Annotated in this window: 18 protein-coding genes and 1 pseudogene; 8 read left to right on the plus strand and 11 right to left on the minus strand. The window is 40.3% G+C overall.

Annotated features, from left to right (window positions below; translation table 11 throughout):
• The first annotated feature begins 368 nt into the window (after nt 1-368).
• The 5 genes from LG003_RS19435 (at nt 369) to phoH (ending at nt 6144) form a co-directional block, all read left to right on the plus strand.
• The gene (locus tag LG003_RS19435) at nt 369-1139 is read left to right on the plus strand and encodes a phage tail protein (RefSeq protein ID WP_262981422.1); all 771 of its coding nucleotides are present in this window, start codon (nt 369-371) and stop codon (nt 1137-1139) included.
• Nucleotides 1140-1160: 21 nt separating this feature from the next.
• Nucleotides 1161-1787 (plus strand): tail fiber assembly protein, encoded by a 627-nt coding sequence (locus tag LG003_RS19440; RefSeq protein ID WP_112876981.1) that lies wholly within the window; start codon nt 1161-1163, stop codon nt 1785-1787.
• Between the two features lie 414 nt (nt 1788-2201).
• Nucleotides 2202-3500 carry a phage tail fiber protein gene (locus LG003_RS19445; RefSeq protein ID WP_112876982.1) on the plus strand — a complete coding sequence of 433 codons (1299 nt, stop codon included), beginning with the start codon at nt 2202-2204 and terminating at the stop codon, nt 3498-3500.
• A 371-nt stretch (nt 3501-3871) separates the two neighbouring features.
• On the plus strand, nt 3872-4855 hold the full coding sequence (locus LG003_RS19450; protein WP_390894153.1) for an endonuclease: 984 nt from the start codon (nt 3872-3874) through the stop codon (nt 4853-4855).
• 497 nt (nt 4856-5352) lie between these two features.
• Nucleotides 5353-6144: a phosphate starvation-inducible protein PhoH gene (gene phoH, locus LG003_RS19455; RefSeq protein WP_262981424.1), complete on the plus strand. Its 792-nt coding sequence runs from the start codon at nt 5353-5355 to the stop codon at nt 6142-6144.
• A gap of 327 nt (nt 6145-6471) precedes the next feature.
• Here the strand turns inward: phoH and LG003_RS19460 are convergent, their stop codons facing one another.
• The 7 genes from LG003_RS19460 to LG003_RS19490 form a co-directional block, all read right to left on the minus strand.
• The gene (locus tag LG003_RS19460; RefSeq protein WP_112876985.1) at nt 6472-6669 is read right to left on the minus strand and encodes a hypothetical protein; all 198 of its coding nucleotides are present in this window, start codon (nt 6667-6669) and stop codon (nt 6472-6474) included.
• Nucleotides 6666-8585: a lipase family protein gene (locus LG003_RS19465; RefSeq protein WP_262981425.1), complete on the minus strand. Its 1920-nt coding sequence runs from the start codon at nt 8583-8585 to the stop codon at nt 6666-6668. Before LG003_RS19465 ends, LG003_RS19460 begins: the two co-directional genes overlap by 4 nt.
• A 569-nt stretch (nt 8586-9154) precedes the next feature.
• Nucleotides 9155-9988, minus strand: a complete 834-nt coding sequence (locus tag LG003_RS19470) for a siderophore-interacting protein (protein WP_262981426.1) — start codon at nt 9986-9988, stop codon at nt 9155-9157.
• Between the two features lie 138 nt (nt 9989-10126).
• The gene (locus tag LG003_RS19475; protein WP_240000724.1) at nt 10127-11215 is read right to left on the minus strand and encodes a histidine kinase; all 1089 of its coding nucleotides are present in this window, start codon (nt 11213-11215) and stop codon (nt 10127-10129) included.
• Between the two features lie 208 nt (nt 11216-11423).
• On the minus strand, nt 11424-11597 hold the full coding sequence (locus LG003_RS19480) for a DUF2474 domain-containing protein (protein ID WP_112876990.1): 174 nt from the start codon (nt 11595-11597) through the stop codon (nt 11424-11426).
• Complete coding sequence (cydB, locus tag LG003_RS19485; protein ID WP_262981427.1) at nt 11578-12585, minus strand: cytochrome d ubiquinol oxidase subunit II; 1008 nt, start codon at nt 12583-12585, stop codon at nt 11578-11580. The genes LG003_RS19480 and cydB overlap by 20 nt, the downstream gene beginning before the upstream one ends.
• Nucleotides 12575-13912, minus strand: a complete 1338-nt coding sequence (locus LG003_RS19490) for a cytochrome ubiquinol oxidase subunit I (protein ID WP_262981428.1) — start codon at nt 13910-13912, stop codon at nt 12575-12577. The genes cydB and LG003_RS19490 overlap by 11 nt, the downstream gene beginning before the upstream one ends.
• Before the next feature lie 131 nt (nt 13913-14043).
• Here LG003_RS19490 and LG003_RS19495 point away from each other — a divergent pair, with 131 nt between their 5' ends.
• Both LG003_RS19495 and LG003_RS19500 read left to right on the plus strand, forming a co-directional pair.
• Nucleotides 14044-15465, plus strand: coding sequence for an aminotransferase-like domain-containing protein (locus LG003_RS19495; RefSeq protein WP_262981429.1), 1422 nt, complete (start codon nt 14044-14046; stop codon nt 15463-15465).
• A 15-nt stretch (nt 15466-15480) separates the two neighbouring features.
• Nucleotides 15481-15582 (plus strand): annotated as a pseudogene (locus LG003_RS19500) (AbrB/MazE/SpoVT family DNA-binding domain-containing protein); the annotation flags it as partial.
• Nucleotides 15583-15707: 125 nt separating this feature from the next.
• Here the strand turns inward: LG003_RS19500 and LG003_RS19505 are convergent.
• Together LG003_RS19505 and LG003_RS19510 are read right to left on the minus strand one after the other, a co-directional pair.
• Complete coding sequence (locus tag LG003_RS19505; protein ID WP_112876995.1) at nt 15708-16550, minus strand: hypothetical protein; 843 nt, start codon at nt 16548-16550, stop codon at nt 15708-15710.
• Between the two features lie 517 nt (nt 16551-17067).
• Entirely contained in the window at nt 17068-17874 is an 807-nt protein-coding gene (locus LG003_RS19510; RefSeq protein WP_262981430.1) for a hypothetical protein, read from the minus strand.
• 731 nt (nt 17875-18605) lie between these two features.
• Between LG003_RS19510 and LG003_RS19515 the strand changes: the two genes are divergently transcribed.
• Entirely contained in the window at nt 18606-19814 is a 1209-nt protein-coding gene (locus LG003_RS19515) for a phage tail protein (protein WP_262981431.1), read from the plus strand.
• A gap of 504 nt (nt 19815-20318) precedes the next feature.
• Here the strand turns inward: LG003_RS19515 and LG003_RS19520 are convergent.
• Nucleotides 20319-21293: a GlxA family transcriptional regulator gene (locus tag LG003_RS19520; protein ID WP_262981432.1), complete on the minus strand. Its 975-nt coding sequence runs from the start codon at nt 21291-21293 to the stop codon at nt 20319-20321.
• Nucleotides 21294-21422: 129 nt separating this feature from the next.
• Nucleotides 21423-22202, minus strand: a complete 780-nt coding sequence (locus LG003_RS19525) for an MBL fold metallo-hydrolase (RefSeq protein WP_262981433.1) — start codon at nt 22200-22202, stop codon at nt 21423-21425.
• Nucleotides 22203-22381 lie beyond the last annotated feature (179 nt).

A 22381-nucleotide genomic window follows, 5' to 3' on the forward strand; every position in this document is an offset into this window, starting at 1 on the left:
ATTGTTGGAGGGGGAATTTACAGGTTATTGTTTGCTGAAAAACAATGATTTTTACTGGTGAGTTACCTTGCTTAAGGCCACGCTGTAGTGTGGTCTTTTTACTTTTCAATGAAAGAACTTTTTGTCACTATTATTTTTTCATTTGTTTTAATAAAGGTAGGAAATATTATCATGAAGATTTATTGCAATGTATTGGGTGGTTTATTACCGTCAATTATACAAAAATAATTAACCCTATAAGTTATAAAATAAATTTCATTATTCCTTTCCTGAACTAGACTATAATTATCGCCAATTGAGAGAGGCTATCTGTACGACTATTTAATATATTGATTACTGAATGATATTATTGAATTTAAGAGGAGTATATGAGCCAAAGAAATGATTTTAAAGCCTTTTCTATTAGTGAGAATGCTAATATAGTGAGTCAAGAAAAATATGAAGAAAGCCAGAATTTAAAGACGGGGTTTCCACCTGAGAATGTTTCTACTCATGTATTAAATAAGGTATTACGCCAATCCTCAACAATATCATCTGTTGTGGCTAATTTTATTGCGACACAATCTGGTGAAGATGTACTGGATGATGGTGATATAGCTAAACTGACCGTGCTATTTAATAGCGCTTTAGATAAAGCTTTAGAGCAAAAAGCTTCAAATATTTCCGGCACCCCTGTTGGCTCTCCTATTCCGTGGCCGTTACCCCATCCACCTTCCGGTTATTTTACTTGTAATGGTTCCGTTTTTAGTAGATCACAGTATCCTAAATTAGCAGAAGCTTATCCTGACGGTAGATTACCTGATCTAAGAGGCGAGTTTATTCGTGGTTGGGATGATGGTCGTGGTGTTGATAGTGGCCGTGGAATCTTAACTCATCAAGGGGATGCGATTAGGAATATTACTGGTAGTGTAAGTGGACGAACTGTATCCACCTCATCCCGTATGTTTAGTTATGCTGGTGGTGCTTTTTATACTTCTGTAACTAACCCCGGAAGTCATTTTAATGCTGGTGCTACATATAATTCTGTAGCCCAGGATCGATTTAGTCTACTAGAAATTGATGCTTCTCGCATTGTACCTACTGCGAATGAAAATCGCCCCCGCAATATCGCATTTAACTATATCGTAAAAGCAGAATAATATCGTAAAGGTAGAATAATAATGACACAAGAAAATATTTTAGATACTGAAACCGCTGTATTAGGTGAAGACGGATTAGCAACTCAAGCTGGCTGGATAAAAGTTTATCATGCTAATCCCTATTCGAGAGAATTCTCTGGCTCTGATTTCGAATATGTTGCGGAAGGCGTCGGTTTGTCAGCGCATTCTTATTTAGATGCGCCAGATTTGCCAGGTTCTGATGATATGGCTGTGCGTCGCAGTGAGGATGGGAGTTATTGGGAAATTGTCCCTGACCACCGTGGAAAAATAGCTTACAACACGCAAGTGGGTGCGCAGGAAGAAGTGGCTGCGCTGGGTGAATTACCGGAAACATTAACATTCGAACAACCGTCCACCGATTTTGATCAATGGGATGGTGAAAAATGGGTAACGGACTTTGAAGCTCAAAAAATCAGTCAAGTTGAACAGGCAGAACAACAGCGTGCTATTTTTCGTCGGCAAGCAGATGAAGCCATCACGGTATTGCAGTATGCGGTTGAAACTGAAATGGCATCAGAAGCGGAAAAAACTTTATTGCTAGATTGGAAAAAGTATTTGGTATTACTGCGTCGGGTTGATGTTTCATCGGCACCAGATATTAATTGGCCTGAAAAGCCGAAAGAATAATACCATTAAAGTTTTATAATTCTTAAATATTAACGAAGCACTGGTTTTTAATCAGTGCTTTGATTGGAAAAAATTCGTATAAAAGTCCATATAAAAATGAACTCTGATTCGTAAAGTTGATTTGGTTATCGACTTTAAATTTATTTTTGCTAAAAGCGGAGGGCGGTCAGTAAGGATATTTTTATTGTTTTTCGGAATTAGACTATACCCTATGGATTTCAAGATGCATTGCGACGGCAAGGGAGCGAATCCCCGGGAGCATAGATAACTATGTGACCGGGGTGAGTGAGTGCAGCCAACAAAGAGGCAACTTGAAAGATAACGGGTATATAACTGATGTAAATTATGGGGAATTATTTCTAATAATTCGACTTATTGACTGTAAATGAACATTATTTAATTTGGGGAAGGTATATGAGTAAAAATGATTTTAAAGCTTTTGCTATTGATAGTAACGCTAATGTGCCCAGTCAGCAAGACTATGAAACAGATCTGAATTTGTCGCGTGGGTTTCCAGACAGGCAGTATATTGATAATTACATATTAAATAAGATATTTCGTCAAACATCAACAATAACATCGGTTATAGCTGATTTTATTGCGACACAAATCGGTGAGGATGTTTTAGATGATGGTAATGTCACTAAACTCACTGCACAGTTAAATAAAGCTTTAGAACAGAAAGCGATAACAGGAATTCCCAATGCTTCATTAACACAAAAAGGTATTGTGCAACTTACCGATGTGATGGGTGATAGTGATACATTGGCAGTGACGCAACAGTTGATTAAGGAAATAGTTAATTCATTACTTGGAAATATTAATACTAGAGTACCTGATAGCCGGAAAATAAACGGTAAGGCGTTGACTGGGGATATCAATCTGACTGCGGGGGATGTGGGTGCAGTATCAACTAATAATGCAATGCTTTCAATGGGTTTTGCTCGTTTGAATGGATTGGAAAATTTATACGATGGTTGTGCCGGATATGGGCCCAACGCGCCATTCGTCACTAAATATGGATTGCCACTTGGTGGGTATGGCGTTCAGTTAAGATTTAGTAATGTAAATGGCTTATCAAGTGAAGGCGTGTATGGTGTATGGAGCCATAGGCTGGTTTTCGAGCATGAAGGCAATACATATCGTACCGATAGCATAAATAGCGATAGCAACAGACAAGCTACCCGTAAGTTTTGGGACGATAAGAACGCTAAACCAGACACCAACGGATACCTCAAGAAAGCCTCTCCGATAATAGAAATCTACCCTGATGGCACATTCTTGACTAATGACGAATCCGAAGGTGCAGAAGTGATAAAACAGGGAACCGGCATATATCGTATATCAAATATCCTGGGCTATAACGCTGATGGTGGTTGGGGGGTGCATGGAGGTATTTCCGTTCCCCGCGACAACAATAATCTCGAACTGATTTTTGTTGATGATCACGTTCAACCTGACGGCTCTATTATTATTGAGACTTTCCATCGCCAACACGCACATTTACCGGAGAGATTTCAAAATTGGCGGCTCAAATCTATTGATGACAATGGCAACAAGATATTCTATCAAGATGGGGAACCCTGTGATATTCCCGATTCTTGCTGTTTAGATATTAGGGTCCAAATGCCAGAAGATTCACTCTGGAACTTGAATCGAAAGAAGTTACAGAAAGAAATGGAGAGTAGCAGCGCTTTTGGTCATAAATTGTAGTAAGACGGGGCCGTATATCGGCCCTGTATCTTATTTGGTTTTTTTGGCGCTTCAATATTAGGATGTTGACGTTGAGCGTCATTCTCTATTTTTTCATATTAATGGTGAGTGATATAACCGCTCGTTTTTAAAGCATATAGTCCATATGTTGATTTCATAATACCCAATTAATCATTCCGCTATAATAGGATAACCACCATCTTGTGATATCTCAACCTGTCTATTGAATAGTCTTTCTTTTTAAAAGAGATGCTAAGAAGAAATGCAAAGAAACAATGTTTGTCTTATAGGTCGATTATGAGGCAACATAAAAGGTTAAAATCAGAATGATATTTTTATATAAGTAGGGGTTATCATTGAAACGTAAAGTTATTTTTTGGGCAATTCACATTGGGTGTTTCAGTTTAATTGCTCCTTTGCCTTCTTTTGCCGCACCGGCTGCCTTTGAACAAGCTAAAGTTGAATTACGTAAACGCATTTATCATGATCAATTTAAGTCAGAGACCGGGACACTTTATTGTGGTTGTCATTGGCAATGGACAGGTAAGAGCGGTGGGCGCACAATCCTTTCTTCGTGTGGTTATCAAGTCAGGTCACAACAGAATCGTGCTGAACGAATTGAATGGGAACATATTGTTACTGCCTGGGTTTTTGGTCATCAGCGGCAATGTTGGCGAAATGGAGGGAGGAAGAATTGTGTCTCTTCCGATCCTGTTTTCAGGGCAATGGAATCTGATATGCATAATTTGGTCCCATCAATTGGTGAGGTTAATGGAGATCGTAGTAATTTCAGTTATGGAATGTTACCGAAAAGTATGCCGAATAATTATGGTCGTTGTACCAGTAAAGTCGATTTTAAATCTCGAACGTTCGAACCGAGAGATGAGGTAAAAGGGCAGGTCGCTCGGATTAATTTTTATATGCACGATCGTTACAATCTTTCCATGTCCCGCCAACAACAGCAATTATTTATCGCTTGGGATCGTCAATATCCACCGAGTAAATGGGAGCAGGAGAGAGATAATCGAATTGCCGGTATTATGGGGCATCACAATCCTTTTGTTACCGGTGAACAGAAATGGCAATTATGGCATAAAAACTCCGCCGCTGGCATTCCAAAAAGCGAGCAGAGAAAAGGGCAGAGAAATAGTCAAACAGATACCCAGAGACAACGGGTGTTATCTGATGCATCCTCTACAGGATTAATTAAAGGGAATAACAATAGCAAAATCTATCATTTTTCTCATTGTTCAGGTTATAAGATGATTCAGGAGAAGAACGCGGTCTATTTTAAAACAGAAACTGAAGCAAAAAATGCGGGTTTTCGATTGGCTGGAAACTGTAAGGGGATTTAACAAAACAGATAATTAACTATTTGCTCTGTTGTCATCAATAATAATATTGTTGCCATCCGTTGAAGAAGAGTGCTTGCAGATAGTGACTTCTTTGCCGGATGGTAACGGAATGTATCAATACCATAGTAGCTAAATCAATAATGGCTACTATGATGTTAAGTCATTAGTGGTGTTAAGTCATTAATGAATACTTATCATTGTAAATATTAAGTCATATTATTCAATGAATTAAATTTCTCGCAAAACTAAATAAAGGATACTGTCGATTATTTTTAATCAAGAGTTCTTGGTTTGTTTGCCATAACTTAGGAATTGTCATTATACTGTCATAATGATTCGTTAGTTTTCATTAGATAGAAATAATGGTGAGTAACATTAATGATTGATATTCCGATAATATGCGAACCTGTGGGAAGCTCAGAGTCATTAAATAACGTAGTTATTGTATCGGTGATATGACACCGGATGGGTGAAAACAACGATAAGGTGATACTGCTATGAGTAGACAGAAAGCAGTGATTAAATCACGTCGAGAGGCAAAACGGATGATGAAAAGGGATTTGCGTCATCATCAATGTTATCAGGATGATAATGTAACCTCTCTGGTGCAACTCGGTGGCGTAGAAGCCATTGGTATGGCACGTGATAACCGGGATACTTCGGAAATTTTGCCACGGACTGAAACGCAACGGCGTTATATGCGCGCAATAAACTATAAGAAACTGATTATTGCCAGTGGGGAGGCGGGCTGCGGTAAAACGTTTATCAGTGCGGCAATGGCCGCGGATGCATTGATTAATAAGGAAATTGATAGGATCATCGTTACCCGTCCTGTATTACAGGCAGATGAGGATCTCGGTTTTTTGCCCGGAGATATGGCTGAAAAATTTGCTCCTTATTTCCGGCCGGTTTATGACGTTTTATTAAAACGCATGGGTGCCTCATTTTTGCAATATTGCTTACGGCCTGAAATTGGCAAAGTAGAAATTGCGCCTTTTGCCTATATGCGAGGCAGAACATTTGAAAATGCATTTGTAATTCTGGATGAAGCTCAGAATGTAACGGTTAATCAGATGAAAATGTTTCTGACTCGGCTTGGAGAAAATGTTACTGTGATTGTCAATGGTGATATAAGTCAATGTGATTTGCCGATTGGCGTCGTATCAGGATTGCGTGATGCACTGGAAAGATTTTCAGATGATGAAATCGTCAGTGTTATCCATTTTAATCAAGAGGATTGTGTTCGTTCTCAACTGTGCCAGAAAACGTTGTTGGCTTATTGTAAATAACCGATGGAAATATGCCGTGGGGGCTTTTGCAAGAGCGCCTCACGGCGTGATCCTTAGCATATTCTCTGATTATTCGGTAGATTTTAGAGCTCTTATCCTCATTGTTTTATTCTGGATAAACTTATTTGTGATTAATTATTATATTGAAAGCGTATTTAATATAATGATATTTTATTATCTTTTTAAATCGATTTTATTTTTATATTGATTTTGAAAATTATAGATTAGGTAAAGTCTTGTCGAATAAATATCAATAGTGGTTCATTTATTTTCCAGACTACTCTAATAGCTGACGGCCAATGATTTTTACTGGAAACTCTGATAGAACTACTTTATTTTCCAGTAATCAATAGAATCTCTATTTAAATCAATTCTGCCATCAGGATATTCAACTCTTGAGGGTTCTTTACCTGGTGGGATAATAATTTTAGGCATCTTGGTTTCATCTAATTTAGGTTTATCGCCAAATGCCCAGTAAATAAAATAGAAAAACAATAATGACAACGTTATTTTTAATATTTTCATACGGACAATTCCTTCTTATCACAGTAATGTTGTAAGGCCAGTGTTCCTTGTTCTTCTTGCTGGCTCACGGTCAGTGATTTTACTAACTGCTTATCCATATCCAGAAAATAGAGATTTCGGTAGTAAATATTGTCAGGGATAAGCATCTTGTAATTATCCATTTTCGCCTTAAATTGACGTTGACTGTCCTGATAGGCCGTAATCTTATCCGGTTCGCATAACTCTCTGAGGCGCTGGTCAATATACCCCGCATATTTATACGAGCTATGGTTAGAAAACCCGAATCCTCCTTTCAAATCAGCACTTCTGTTTTCAACAAACAGTTTGTCTTTTTCTTGTTGGCTGAGCTGATTAAACAACGCATTTTGCTGTTCACCGGCCAGAGAAAAATCCTTTTCTGTTTCCTGGTTCAATTCAGGAATTAAATAGAGCTTTGTAGTATTGCTCAATATTTCTTCGGCAATACCCGTTATAAGAGAGACATTCCGGGCGGAAATCAGCCATTCCGGGCAACTGTTGGCTTGAAAAAAATGAACCACTTTACCATGATGCAGATAAATTTCTTTACTGGCTGTCGCCTGCTTAATTGCCTGAATAATCGGTGAGGGTGATAATAATTTCATGATTTCCCAGTCATATCCCGCCAGCGTCCAGTAATTGAAAAACCTATTATCCATATCCTGCTCAAATGGCACGGTAGGAATTACATCATCTTCATTAACATGACGATAGTGGATAATGGAAGATAATTCCTCTACCGCACTACGAGTTAGTGTTCGCGGCATCCCGTAACTATAGAGACAAGGGTTATACTCTTTCAATTGTGCGCTGTGTAGTAATGCTAACGCTCCTCCCAGACTATGACCACAAATAAATAACTTTCTTTTTTCAACTAATTTAAAGATATCACTGAATACTTCTTTCTTTTTATCTCTGGGGACTGTTAACTCTCTAACCAAATTAAATGCTTCCCAGAACCCTTTATGCACTTTGCCGTGATGAATAAACCCACTGCACAGAGCTTTGTCATCATCGCAGCTTAAAGCCAATGGCTGGAAGGTGGCATCAGTCAGGTAATTTTCCAGGCTAGCCGTTCCTCGCCAACTAACAATCACATCGTTCTTACTGGCAGCATAAAACAGTTTGGTATCACCCTGCTTGTTGTTCCCCGCTTGTGAATCAATAAACTCCACCCGGGCATAACGTTCACTAAATGGCACATCGTAAACTACAGGGGTCGCCGATGCCTTTTCTATCTGATAAGGCAACTTCGAAACATCGACCATTTGCCGGTTAAAAAAGTGAAGTACAGAGCCTTCAATATCAACATCCCCGCCAGCATAGGCCAGCACGCTCATCAAACACTGGTTATAGGCATTCACAATGGAATACTCTTTTTGATGATGTAGTTGCAAAACCCAAGCTCGGAATGGACATACTTCCAGCACATACCGTCGATTTACCGGATGAACTTTATAGCCTTCTGGCTCCGGGTCCGGGAAATGATAGGGAGGAGGAATGTCTTTAGGATCTTTCCAATCATCTAGCGCCGGCAACCCATCACTGATCTGTCCGATAGTCACATAGCGATATTGATGGCCTTCCGCTTCTGCTTTTGGCTTCACCACTGAAAATTCTTCTCCCCGTTTTTCCCGTAACGGACGTTGTTCCATTTCATCGGCCAGCGGTTGGGCGCCGATATACAGGGTTACCGGATGGGGCGGCATATCTTCTTCCCTTAATAATCCATTACCATCGGTAACCCCTTTACGTCCTAGCCGAGGATTTCCACGGATTTTCAAACGATAAGGCATATTGACCAAGGGTTTCCCTTGTTCATCTACCAACTGAAATTCCAGCCAGTTTTTCAGCATGTTTTTACAGTCAAGACAATCGAGTGGGCTTAATTTGCTCATTGATACTCTTTCCTTACAATTAACGTTACAGATAGGCACGCAGCCCAAACATCATGTGTTGAAAGTCTCACAAGATTTTCCAGATCAGCTATCAATCACCTTCATCAGCATAAATATCCCGCCAGGAATAGCCGTGATTGATTGCGTCACCAAAGAAACAAGATAGTAAAAATCCTATTACCACAGATAAGAAACACCGCTTATGCCGTGAGTAATAGTGAGTTGAACGACAGGAAGACAGAGATGTATTCCCATCGATTAATCCTTTTGAATAAAGGGAACAGGAGTTGTAATTTCCTTCATACTGTCCATATGATGGAACTCAAGTTATGATTATTAAATCATCAGGAAATAGCAAGAGAAAATTTTCATTTTTTAAATCTATGAAAAAATAGATTTGTAAGAAAGTGTTACAAACTCAATAGGGATTGAGTTATCGTCAATCGCATTTCTTCGATTTTAAAAATCTCGTTTTAAGTAATCTTGCTGATAATATCAGTATCGCTGATTCCCTCATCCTCTGATTTCAGTAGGAGAGGGGATCAAGCGAGTATAAATATACAAGGTTCTTAATCGTCGCTATCCATCACTTCATGACGCAGGACATGATAACCTTCCTCATCAAAGCCGTGCCTCCAGTAGGGAATAGCATATAGCTGGTGACGTTCATAGCCTTTTTCTCGGCGAATATAGCGACGAAGTTCTTTTACCAGCTTATCTTCACCGGCAAGCCAGAAAGTGACATCTTCTGTTGGTAATGACCAGGATTTGAATTCAGATACGATTGTGTCAGTTATTTCAACATCACCGGTGATCCAGTGAACCGCTATTCCAGTCGGTTTTTTTAATTCCTGAATATCTTGTTCACTTTCGATACGAATAATGACTTGTCCAGTTGCATCTGGTTTTACTGTTTCCAGTAACGCGGCAATAGCTGGTAGGGAACTTGAGTCACCGGCCATATAATAATTGCTGACTTTTGGCAGTAATGGATCTGGGCCACCGGGGTTAGTGATACCGATCCAGTCACCAATTTGGGCTCTATAAGCAAATTCTACTGCTGGGCCGCCATTGTGGTGTAGTGCAAATTCAATATCGATCTCTTTTTGTTCGGTACGGATAGCCCGAACCGAGTAAGTGCGCGTTATTGGGCGCAGTTCACTCGGCGGCCATATTGGGCCTTCTGGAGATAAAGTCGGTAATACCGGTTTGGTCTGCCCCGGAAGCGGTAAGAATATCTTTAGGTGCCCACCTTCACATTCAGTGGGATAACTATCCAGACACTCGCTGGTGAAAGTAATGCTGCGCATATTCGGTGTCACATCGAAAATATTTTTTACCTGAACAAGTCTCGGTGGTGCAGGCCGGTAAATGTTTTTTTCTTCAATTGTTCTATTGGTCACGTAAAATTCCTCTGGAAAATTTACCGAAGGTTATTATCTGATAAAGCCGAAGTTAGTGTAACAGTAATTAACGCAAATGCTAATTATTATCATTCAACAAATTGCGTTGCCGTCAATAATGGGATTTATCTGCCTTTTTCAATCCACTGAAAATTGAATTTCTACTTCTGTACCACCATGTTTACGGTTTTTTATCTGTAATTGTCCACCCAGGATAGAAACTCTGTCTTGCATAATAGCCATGCCAAATTTGTTCTTATTAACGGAGTTCAGATTGATACCTTGGCCGTTATCACTGACAACTGTAATAATTTTGTCATCAATCGGATAAATACGGACACTGATCCAATTGGCATCGGCATGCTTATAACAGTTATTCAAACATTCCCTAATGATTTGTATCAAATGTTTGCTGTAACTGTCAGGAATGTGCTGATGTGTCAGGCGGTAATTGAATTCAATATTGAAGCCTAGACGGTGGTTAAATTCATTAATCAAGTCCTGTAAAGATTCTTGTAGATTACATTGAGGTTGTTCGTTCCTGAACGTTGCCAGTAATTCTCTTAGCTGGCGATAGGCAATATTCAACTCATCTTTAATCATATTCAGTGAGGTTAAACTTTGCTTGGGTAAATTATCACTGCCGATATATAGGCAATTAACTTGAATCTTAAGGAAAGAGAGGGATTGAGCAATGGAATCGTGCAGTTCACGGGAAATAGCGGATCTCTCTGCGGCCAACATACTCTGGTGTTGGCATTGGATCTGATTTTCCCGTAATAGTTTATTTGTCATTAAAGTCACCACATCCTGGACCAAGCTTTTTTCATCGGGAGTAAGATCACTATTTCTGTGTGTTTTTATCCAGAGTATTCCATAGTTATCAATATTGTCATCTAGATTCCATCTCGTAATAAGCGGCATATCGAAATAGGGACATTGGTGGGGATTACGGAAGGAATATTCTTGTTGTGATGGATAAAAGATGATTTTGGCTTCACAGAAAGGGATCAGGCGATTGAGGTGAGAAAAAATCTCCTGAAGCTTTTCAGGTAGCAGTTTACAATTTTGGAGTTTGAAATGGCTTTGACAGAGGAAATCCAAATAGCCATTTTTTTGTTTCAGTGCGTTAATTTCTGCTTTGTATCTTGCATGTTGCCATTCTTTAACAGGAGCAGAGTTATGTACCACTTTTATCAGAAAGTAGACATTTGTAATACTTAACATTATCAATAACGGTAAAATTAAATCTGGAATCGACGGTTTATCAATCAACAACAGTATAAAAAGTAAAAATAAATTTATAATAGAGTTGATTACAAACAGTTTTTGATTTTTGAAGATGGTGTTATTTGAACTTGTTTTCATCAGGTTAAGATTCCGTTCTGCAATACTGATGAAAACTTTAGCTCAATTTATTAAATAGTGTTAACAATTACTTCAATTTCATACCTGCTGCTGTCATTAGAAGGCGAAATAGCGTGGAAACAGCAAAAAGAGCCATCACACTGCATAACCAGATCGTTGCCATCCAGCCTATCCGTTTCCATACAGAAGGGCGTGGGATGTTTTGATTAGTGATAGCTTGATTAGTGGTAGCCTTGTTCATGGTTAACTTTCCCCCGAAAAACGTAGTAGCTCCAATAGGTGTAAACCAGGATCACTGGGATGATAAGTAGGGCGCCGACCAGCATAAAACCTAAACTTTGCTGCGGTGCTGCCGCAGCTTCGTAGCTGATGGTCGGTGGGATCAAGTTAGGCCAGATACTGATACCTAACCCACTGTAGCCAAGGAAAACTAACAATAGTGCTACCAGAAACGGTGTGTAATGAGCTTTACGTTTGATGGAATGCAGTAGTTTCCAGCCAGACCAGACCACCAACAGTGGCACGGGAAGGAAGAACAACAGGTTAGGTAAGCTGAACCAACGTTCAGTTATTGCCGGATGAATGAATGGTGTCCATAAACTGATAATGGCGATAACTGTCAGCATCAGAAAAGTGAGCGGACGGGCGACTCGGTACATCTCTTGTTGTAGGTGACCTTCGGTTTTCATAATTAGCCAGCCACAGCCTAATAATGCGTAAGCAATTATCAGGCCAAAACCACAAAATAGGGGGAAGGGTGAGAACCAATCAAAATAGCCGCCGGTGTAAGTTCGGTTTTCCACCGGGAACCCTTGAATAAAGGCGCCCACCACCATGCCCTGAGCAAACGTCGCCATCACAGAGCCGCTGATAAAAGCTTTGTCCCAGATATGACGATGCTCAGGTGCGCATTTGAAACGAAATTCAAAGGCGACACCGCGGAAGATCAGACCAAATAACATTAATGTCAGGGGGATCGTTAATGCATCAAGGATAACGGCATAAGCCAAAGGAAAAGCACCGAACAAACCTGCGCCGCCAAGCACTAACCAGGTTTCGTTACCATCCCATACCGGCGCAACACTGTTCATCATTAAATCACGCTCCTCATCGCTTTTAACCGTGGGATAGAGCAGCCCAATCCCAAGATCAAAACCATCCATGACAATGTACATCATGATGCTGAATACAATGATAATGAACCAGATTAACGGCAGATCAATACCCATTTTTTAGCTCCTTTTTGGGACCTTTGCGGATAAGTTTCATCATATAGGCGTAACCCACACCAAATACCGAGCTGTAAACCGCGATAAAAAGCAACAAACTGATGCTCATATGTATTTCACCATGTGCAGATACTGCATCTTTGGTGCGTAACAGGCCATAAACTACCCACGGTTGACGGCCTATTTCGGTGGTAAACCAACCGGCAAGAATGGCGATCAGGCCGGAAGGCGCCATCAAGAATATAAAGCGCAGGAAGCTTTTTGACTGATAAAGTCGTCTCTTATAGCGCAGCCAAAGCCCCCAAAAGCCGGCAACTATCATCAATACACCGAGGCTGACCATCACTCTAAATGACCAGAAAACGATAAGCGCATTGGGTCTGTCTTCCGGTGGAAATTCCTTAAGCGCTGGAACCTGCTTATCTATACTGTGAGTTAAGATTAGACTGGCGAGATAAGGAATTTCGACGGCATAACGCGTCTCTTCCCGCTCCATATCCGGGATACCAAACAGGATCAGCGGCGTTGCTTCACCGGGAGGATTCTCCCAGTGGCCTTCCATTGCCGCGACTTTAGCGGGTTGATGTTTGAGGGTGTTGAGACCGTGAGCATCACCAATCAATGCCTGCAAAGGCGCAATAATCAAGATCATCCACATCGACATGGATAGCATTTTTTTCATTGCTGCCGAGTCATTGCCTTTTAATAAATGCCATGCCGCTGAAGCTGCAACAAAGAATGCTGAGGCGAGGAAGGCCGCAGTAGACATATGAGCCAGGCGATAGGGAAAGGAGGGATTAAATATCACTGCCAGCCAGTCGACGGGGACGACCTGATTATTGACAATTTCGTGACCTTGCGGGGTTTGCATCCAGCTATTGGAAGCCAGTATCCAAAAAGTGGATATCAGAGTACCTAGCGCAACCATAAAGGTGGCGAAGAAATGTAATTTTTCACCTACACGATTCCAGCCAAATAACATAACGCCGAGAAAGCCCGCTTCAAGAAAGAACGCGGTCAGTACTTCGTAAGTCAGTAATGGACCCGTGATCGAACCGGCAAAATCAGAGAAAAAACTCCAGTTAGTGCCGAACTGGTAAGCCATAACCAGACCGGAAACCACGCCCATACCGAAGTTAACAGCAAAAATTTTCGACCAGAAATGATATAGCACTTTGTAATCAGTATTACGCGTTTTCAGCCATAACCCTTCCAGTACGGCTAAAAAACTTGCCAGCCCGATGGTAATCGCCGGAAAGATAATGTGAAAGGAGACGGTAAACGCGAACTGAATTCTGGCCAGTTCCAGGGCACTTAAACCAAACATAGTGACCTCTTATTTTTAGTTTGAATAAAGGCAGGAAATGTATGCGGACAAGTAAAGCATGAAAAAAACGACTATAATAGTGACAGTTTTCTGTATATTGACTATAACAGTTTGCGGGGAGATCTGAATTGATGAAACGTTATGAACAATTTGCCAGGCAAATTCTCCAACATATTGAAGACGGTACCTGGCTGGTGGGAGATAGATTACCTTCACTGAGGGAATCAGTGAAGTTATCGGGTTTGAGTTTGATGACCGTTGTTCAATCGTATCAATTATTAGAGAGTCAGGGATGGATCATTTCCCGCCCTCAATCGGGTTATTACGTCGCCAAACGTTTGCAGCCCTTTGCCGCAGCAAAAGGAGGAAAGCGATTACATTTAAGTGAAAGCGTAGAAATAAGCGCTTCTATTTTTGATGTATTACAGGCGTGCAAAGATCCTGCGATTATTCCGTTTGGTTCAGCATTTCCAGACCCATCCTTATTGATTCAACCTAAACTTTCCAAAGCGTTAGCGGCCGCTGCCAGACGAATAGCGCCGCATAGCGCTTTAGCCAATTTACCGCCGGGTAATGATAAGTTACGCCGTAACATATCGCGCCGTTATGCAATGCATGGTATTCATGTCTCTCCTGATGAAATTGTCATTACCGCTGGTGCGATGGAATCACTGAGTTTCAGTTTACAGTCGGTGACTGAGCCGGGGGATTGGGTGGTGATTGAATCACCGGCTTTTTACGGTGCTTTACAGGCCATTGAACGTTTACGTTTGAAAGCGGTAGCAATCAAAACTGATCCACAAAACGGTATTGATTTGGATGCGCTGGAGGAGGTAATTCAGAAATACCCAATAAAAGCCTGTTGGTTAATGACCCACTTTCAGAACCCGCTTGGGGGAACGATGTCTGCTGAAAGTAAATTACGGCTGGTGAATATCCTGAACAGTAATCAGGTGGTACTGATTGAAGATGATGTTTATGGTGAACTCTATTTCGATCAGCAACGGCCTGTACCGGCGAAAGGGTTAGACAGTGAAAACAACTTTATGCACTGCTCCTCGTTTTCTAAATGTCTGGCACCGGGATTCCGTGTGGGTTGGGTTGCAGCAGGAAAACATGCCAAGAGAATCCAACAGCTACAAATGATGAGTACCGTTTCTGCCAGCATGCCGACGCAATTGGCAATTGCGGATTATCTTGCTGAGGGGGGATATGACAACCACTTACGTCGCCTTCGTCGCATATTGGAGCAACGTCAGCAACTGATGTTACGAGCAATTGGTGACTATATGCCTGCTTCAGTCAAAGTGAATTGCCCTAAAGGTGGTTATTTCCTCTGGCTGGAATTTGAGCCATTGTTCAATGCACAGCGGCTTTATCAACTGGCATTGGCCGAAGGGATCAGTATTGCACCGGGCAGTATGTTTTGTACCAGTGAACAGTTTAACCATGCCTTTCGTCTGAATGCCTCTTTTGATTGGAATCAGGAAATGGAACGTGCGATGCAGATTTTAGGCAATATTTGCCATCCATTATTGGCTGAAATAGGCTGATATCAGGTTGATATGGCTGGTGAGTCTTGGGATAGTTGGTTTAATGGTCTTGGCGTTACAGCCGATTTTATAACAGAACGCGAACAGCCGTCAGTACAAGAGCGTGGGGAATTCTGATGCTGAAATACCATGCTTGATACTAGGCCAACGAAAAGTAATGACAGTAGCTTATTGCCTGTTCAATGAAACTTATGGTGTCCACGACGTTTTTGCAGACACCATTTTGGGGTTATTTCACCACATTATTCTATACAAAGCGCTCTTACATTACTTCCTTGCTTTCTCCGAGTGGTCATACTATCAATCCAATCTTCTAATGATACCTTCTGTGCTTTCTCGAATGCTGGCTTTACATTTACCCATGATTCGTACCTTAGGTTATATTCTGCTTGTGGCAGGAAGTAATGAGATTTGAATTCGATAAGACCTTTATCATCTTCGTAAGCGACGATTGAAAACTCAGACCAATATAAGAAGAATGACACGCCACCTCTTGGTGATGTAGCAAGAACACTTTGAACGAAATTGGATTGAGTTTGTCTCCTGCCTGCATAGGATAATGCAGCGATAGCCAGTTGTCTCAGTGGGGTTTTCATCTGCTCTCTTTCCTGACTAGATAATCCTAAGAAGTTTTCCAGGAAAGAGTTGATTAAAACATCTGCATTATGGCTTTTTTGAATAACATTTTGTACGCTGGTTGACAGTAAAGAAAGGAATGGAACGCCAGATAATTCTGAGGTAAATGAGAAGAAATTCTTTTTATTACCTTGGCCTTGAGGATCTAAAGGATTATAGCCTGAGACCGCACGGCACATATTAATAACAGTTTGCAAGCCTTCGGTAATGCTTAGTGGATTTCTAGATGATGTGGAAGAATCTTTTTCAAGCTGTGTATAATCCCCTGTAGCTGCGCCATTAGCCGGGCTTTGTACATCGGAATAATCTCCGGCATCAGGATAATCCATAGTAATATTGCCTGAACGCTCCCAATCTTTAAGGAATCTTGTTCCTCCTTTTTCAATATGTTCTATCCATTCTTGGGCTTTTTTGACTGCATAATCAGGATTATTTAAGATATTTTCCATGATTTTTATCCTTAATAGATTTATTAAGTTAGGTATTGAATGTTAGGGTACTGTTGAAAGTAGGGAACAATGTTGAACCCTATTTTTAACAGTGAGATAAATCGATAATCGTGTACTTAATATTACTGTTTTTTTAGCTTGGTAATTTTTATTTTAAATTTTTTTAATAAATGTTAAATGTATTTTTGTGCGAACTAAGTATATCCATAAGTGAATATTTTTCACTATCAAATATTAATGGTATGTAATTTAACTTATTCCTCACAGATAAATGGTTGTTTATGTGATATTTCCATATTAGCATTAAAATACGGTTTTTAAAATTTATCGATGTAAAATTCACATTTTAAGATAATTCATTTTTATATATTCTGATCGTATGTTATATTCTTTTATATTATATTTTTATTGAATTTAATAATTTTATTAAATAACTATGATTAGAATAATCTTAGCACATATTGGTAATAATATTGTTGATATAAATCAATTAATCTACTTACAGAGAGTTTTCAGTTTATGCTTTCATTTTGGTTGTCATACAATCAATTAAATATTCTGTGGTTATCTTATCCTCTTTCTCGAATACAGATTTTACTATTTCCCACGTTTTCTGGCTGAGATTATATTCTGCCTGGCAAAGATTATAATGAGAGGTGAATTTAATAGTACCCTTGTTATCTACTTTCTGTATTATCAATATAGAAGAATAGAGTAAGAGTGACACCCCATTTGGGGTTTTAGTCAGAGCATATTGTACCAGGTTGGATTTTTTTTCCTTTTGATCGGCATATGATAAAGCGGTATGAATCAACTTTTTCAAATAAATCTTAATGGTAATTTTATCCTGAGGAGATAACCCTTGAAAGGCTTCAACAAAAGAATCGATTAAGACATCTGTGTCATGACTTTGTTGAGTAATCGTATTTGTATCTGCCCATAGTAAAGAGAGAAAGGGAACCTTTTCTATTTCTTCTGTGAATGCTATGAATTTCTGCGCATTGCCATTACCTTCTGGTTCCTGCGGGTCATAACCTGAGGCCCCTCGACATAAGTTAATGATAGTTTGCAGCCCCTCAGTGACACTGACTGGGTATTTATTTGATGTGGCTGATTTCTTGGCGAATAGTGTGTATTTATTTGTCGCTGCTACACTGGCTGGACTTTGTATATCAGAAAGATTCTCAATTTCTAAGAAATGAGTAAAAATATTATCTGAATGTGGCTGCGTTTTAGAATATCTTTCTCCTCTGTGTTTAACGTATTCTATCCACTCTTGAACATCTTTAATTTTATGATCAGAATTTGTTAATATATCTTTCATGGTTGTTTTCCTTTATGGATTTATTAGATAAGTAATTGATTTTCATTCTTTACTCAAAATGAGCTCCAGATTCAGAAACTATAATTTATTTCATATCAATAACATAGGTCTTTATTTATGTGATAAGCATATGTTCCTGAAAAACGAGAATATCTTAATCAATAGGTAAAAATATATATCTAATCTTTTAATAATAGTGTAAAAATGTAGTATGTAAAGTCCATTACAATAAAATTTGTGCTTTAGGTTGTTTTTATTGAATAATCTTACATTATATTATCTGGCTATTTATTTTTTATTTTATAATAATGCGTTTTATTATTAATTATTTGTCGATTTATTTTGTTTCATATTTATTGTAAATTAATAATTACAAGTGAAAATTACGATCAATTATATTAACTTCTTGGTTAAAACATTTTGTTGCATGGTTAATTTTATTTATTCTTGGAAAGTAAATGTTGTTATAAATATTTTCGAGATGAAATGGATGGAAAAGAATCATTTTCATATGTTGGACAGAAATGATTTTAATATATGTCTGGTTTTAGGGAGTTTAATTTTTATTGCTATCAATTATAAAAATAATTGGTAATTTAAGTTGTAAGAATGTTCCATTATTGTTTATCTAAGCTAGACTATGATTGAAGTGAATTGTGGGGAATGATTTTTACGGTGGTTAAATTAAATTAAATTAAATTAAAATAATATTATTTTATTTTGGAGGGTGTATGAGTCCAAGAAATGACTTTAAAGCTTTTTCTATTGGTAATAATGCTAATGTAGTGAGTCAGGAAGGATATGAAGAAAGCCGGAGTTTAAAGACTGGGTTTCCACCAGATAATATTACGGTTCATTTGCTCAATAAGGTATTACGTCAGTCGTCAACAATAGCATCTGTTGTGGCTAATTTTATCGCAACATATTCCGGCAATGATGTTTTGGACGATGGGGATATAGTTAAACTCACCGCCCAATTAAATGAAGCGTTAGAACAAAAAATTGCCATCGAAGTACCAAATGCCTCATTAACACAAAAAGGTGTTACTCAGCTCACAGATAAAACCGGCAACAGCAATACCCTTGCGGTAACACAGAAGCTAGTTTCTGATGTAAATGATAATGCTAATAACCGATTGGCAAAAGATCAAAATGGTGCAGACATTCCTGATAAAAAAGCATTTGTGGAAAATCTCGGTTTAGAAGTGATTAGTACAAAGCCGGTTGTTGTTGGGAATAATACTGCTTCTACAATCGATAATTTTGATAATATTCCTCAGAATTCGACATATTTTGGATATCCAGTAGGGTTAAATGGTCCAGGTGTACATGGTCCCGGAATTAGATTTTCAGGAGGGTATGGGACCTTTAAGGGTTATGAGCTGATGATTCACTCCTCATATGTGAAGAAGAGCGAATTATACTATAGAACGCATAATGGTGACGGTAACATCAATAAATGGAATCCGTGGTATAAAGTCTGGTCAACAAGCAACGCCAAGCCGGATACGAATGGCAACCTTAAAGTCTCCAGTCCAGTGGTAGATATTCACCCAGACGGAACTTACCAGTTAACTTGCGAAGTTAAAGGGGTGACGGTCGAGCGAATAGAGACCGGGAAATATCGTATCAGCGGCTGCAATGGTTTTGCTAAAGATGGGGCGTGGGGAATTCACGGTGGTACTATTGTCCCGGCAGACAGTAATGGATTAAATCTGATTTGGGTTTGTGAATCGGTAGATTCGTCCAATGGCGATATAACCATCGAATGTTATCATCGTCAAAATAGAGATGCGCCGATATTTGCGCAAAATAGGCGTGTTAAGAGTATTAATAGTGACGGAGAAGTCGTTTATTACAATGATGGTGAGCTATGCGACATCCCCGATGGACGAGTAATTAATGTTCGAGTACAACTGCCGGAGAAATCACAAGAATAATACAATCGGGAATAAACGGATTTTTGTGATTCGTTGCTGAATCATGTGCAAATTGCAATTTATAATCAGACTTATTGGTGATTTAGACGACAAAAAAATCCGCGTAACTACGCGGATTTTAAGAGTTTTAATCAGTCTCTGAGATGTCATTTGATATTACGAGGTATTAATTGAGTCCCGATCTGACATTTCGATTTGACAAAGAGGAGAATGACCGACTTTGATTAAAAATGTTGAATCTGAAATTAAAGAATAACAGGTGACTCTCATGTGTCCTTATTTGAACCATGATTTTAATCGCGCAGCAGCTTTTACTAAAACATCTAAAAAAACGCATAACTACCTATTAGTCATTAAATTTATTGATATCTGGTTATTTTTACTTAATTATTGTTTGCTCTCCATTTCCAACGCCATCATTTATTACAACTCGGCGACCCTGTCACGTTTGCTGGATAGGTTTGAAGCTGAAGGGAATGCTCTCTCTTATATCTTAACTTTCGCTCAGATCTTTTCCTGATCTACAGGCGTAGAACCACGGAATGCCCGGCGCCATTCGCTTGGGCTGACGCTGAATCTCGCCTTAAAACTCTGGCGGAAAGAAATTGGTGACTGAAACCCGGCCATGTCTGACACGCTTTCAATACTGCTGTCCGTGGTTTCCAGCAGTTCCTGGCTTCTTTGAAGGCGCTCCGCATTCAGCCATTCTCCCAGCGTCGTTCCGGTTGCCTTGAAAAAATGACGCGTCAGCGTTCGCCTGCTCATACTGACGAATCCGGCCAGTGAGTCGAGATCGTGCGGCTTATCTAGGTTTCGACGCAGATATTCAATCAGCTCGTTCATTTTGCTGTCCCGCGTAGATACCGGAACCGGGCGTTCAATGAACTGGGCCTGTCCGCCTTCCCGGTAAGGTGGAACAACCATTCTTCTTGCAACCCGGTTGGCAATTGCAGAGCCGTAATGGTCACGAATGATGTTCAGACAGCAGTCAATACCGGCCGCTGTACCGGCAGAGGTAATAAGACGTTCATCGCTGGTATACAGCGAGTTGCTGTCCAGATGAACGGCTGGAAATCGTTCGGTGAAGTCCTTTTCATACTCCCAGTGTGTTGCAGCACGGTGCTGATTAAGCAAGCCTGAGTAGGCAAGTACGTAAGTACCTAAACAAAGGCCCACCACCTCTGCGCCACGCTGCCATGCGCTTATCAGCTTATCCAGCAGTGCCTGAGAGGGTTTTTCATCAGGATTATTCCAGTAGGGCACAATAACAATGTCTGCAATGTCAAGCTGCTCAAGTCCGTGCTCCACGTTGATGGACAGCCCAATATCAGAGAGCACTACGCCGGGATTTTCCGCACAGATTTCCACACGGAATAAGTCCGGCTGCGGCATTGACTGCCCGAAAAGAATACAGGGCACTGAAAAGTGAAACGGGCTGAATCCGGCCGTGGCGATCACGGCGACCGTCAGTACAGACATAACGTTAACCTTACCGTAAATGATAACCACCGGATCACCGGCGGCTAATGCGCTGATTTCGATTGACCAAAGGATAACAGGTGACCTGCCGGAATGGCATTCTGTCCCTCAGTCAGGCGGAATGGCTTATCAGAAAGCCATTATCTCACCGTCTGCAGGGATAAGGACCTTATCTTCAATGCCGTGTTCAAGGGTGAACTCCCGTAACTCCGCGCGGGTAAGAAGGCAATGGTTAATCGATTCCATGTGAGAAGCCACGATGGTCGCAGTCGGCAACATCTTAAGCGTGCGCAGCGTGTCCTCTTTACCCATGATAATCGGACCGTAAAGGTCGTTGACAGCATAGCCGGTGTTTAGCACCACAATCTCCGGCTTGAAGCGCTGCAGGCTTTTTGCATAAGGCTTAACCCAGACGGTATCACCCGCGATATAAAGCGTTTTTTCATCATGATGTGTGAAGACCAGCCCACATGCATCCCCCAGTAGATCACCCCATTCGGCATCTGCGTACAATTCGTTACTGCCGTGCTGACCGTCAGTTTTATAAATAGTCAGGCCATCAACGAAATGATTTTCATCTTTCAGAACGCGGATGTTGAGAAAGCCCTGAGAACGGATCAGCGCCGCGTCGCTCTCATCCTGCGTGTAGATAAGCATGTCTTTGGGAACAGCCTGCTGAGCCGCTTCATCCCAGTGATCGGTATGGGTGTGTGTCAGAATAACGGCATCAACAGCCAGTAAATCTTCTACCGCCACAGGCAGGGCTACCATGGGATTACGCAGATGCGGGCGTGCATTTCCGGCAAAGCCATCCCAGGCTTCCTTTTCTGCCAGCATCGGATCGATAAGAAATTTTTTACCGGCATATTCCAGCACGAGAGTGGCATTGCGGATTTGCGTTAATTTCATTGATTGCTCCAGTAATTCATCAGATTTTGAGGCTCATCCACCGTGTTTGCTGTTGTCCGACAGGGTGGCTGCGAGTGGGCTTACTATAAGATGACGAAGGGATAAGCCGTGACATGCTATCAGGTCATTAGTCGATGAAATCAGGTCAATCGCAATGGCAATGGCTTAGGTTTTTACTG

This window comes from Photorhabdus kleinii (genome assembly GCF_025384885.1).
GTDB lineage: Bacteria > Pseudomonadota > Gammaproteobacteria > Enterobacterales > Enterobacteriaceae > Photorhabdus > Photorhabdus kayaii.